The 944-nt window shown below is 67.1% G+C and carries 1 protein-coding gene and 1 pseudogene; both read left to right on the top strand.

Annotated features, from left to right (window positions below):
- Positions 1–563 (top strand): integrase core domain-containing protein (locus ASC60_RS42510; protein ID WP_159043181.1); only part of this gene is annotated, 563 nt, incomplete at its 5' end.
- 26 nt (positions 564–589) lie between these two features.
- A pseudogene (locus ASC60_RS42505) lies at positions 590–889 on the top strand (lactate utilization protein C); the annotation flags it as partial.
- Between the last annotated feature and the right edge of the window lie 55 nt (positions 890–944).

Here is a 944-nt window from a genome sequence, read left to right as displayed (position 1 = left end):
CCCTTCTCACCTGCGATCTTTTCGAAGTCCGCACGCTGACGGGGGCGCGCCTGTACGTCTTTGCTGTCATCGAGCACGCCACCCGCCGCATCCGGGTCCTCGGCGCCACGGCACACCCCACTGCGGAGTGGATCGTGCAGCTCGGACGCAATCTCCTCATGGACCTCGAGGACGCGGACAGCAAGGCGAAGTTCCTCATCCGCGACCGCGATTCCAAGTTCACAGCCGCCTTCGATGCCCTGATGACCGATGCCGGTCTCAAGGTCGTCACCACCGGCATGCGGATACCACGGATGAACTCGGTCATGGAGCGCTGGATACAGACCTGCCGCAGGGAACTCCTTGACCGGACCCTGATCTGGAACCAGAGCCACCTCCTCCACGCCCTGCGCGAGTACGAATTCTTCTACAACGAGCACCGCCCGCACAGAGCCCTGGAACAAGGCGCCCCATGCCGCCCGCTACCCACACCCCTCACCCAACAAGCCCAGCTCACCCACCTGGAAGTCCACAGACGAGACCGGCTCGGCGGAACGCTCCACCAGTACCAGCACGCCGCCTGAGCTGCGCGGATGATTTATCGGCACCCGCAGTGTCCAGTGTGGTCACCGCCTGCGCGGTGGCCATCGCCGAGACCGGCACCATCGTCTTGGACGCCGACACCGACCAGGGCCGCCGCCGCGTCTCCCTCGTCCCCGACCACCACATCTGTGTGATCCGCGTCCCGGCCCAGGTCGTGGACTCGGTGCCCCAGGCCCTCGAACGCCTCGACCCGGCCCGCCCGTTGACCTGGATCTCGGGCCCGTCGGCGACGAGCGACATCGAGCTGGACCGGGTGGAAGGTGCCCACGGGCCCCGCACCCTGGAAGCCGTGCTCGTGGCGGACTGACCCGCCGACACGAATTCGAACACGCCGCGCACCCTTCGTCGCTCGCGGTGACCGT

Source organism: Streptomyces sp. NBRC 110028, from assembly GCF_001417735.1.
In the GTDB taxonomy this organism is placed as follows: Bacteria; Actinomycetota; Actinomycetes; order Streptomycetales; family Streptomycetaceae; genus Streptomyces.
This window is presented reverse-complemented; position numbering and strand designations above follow the sequence as displayed.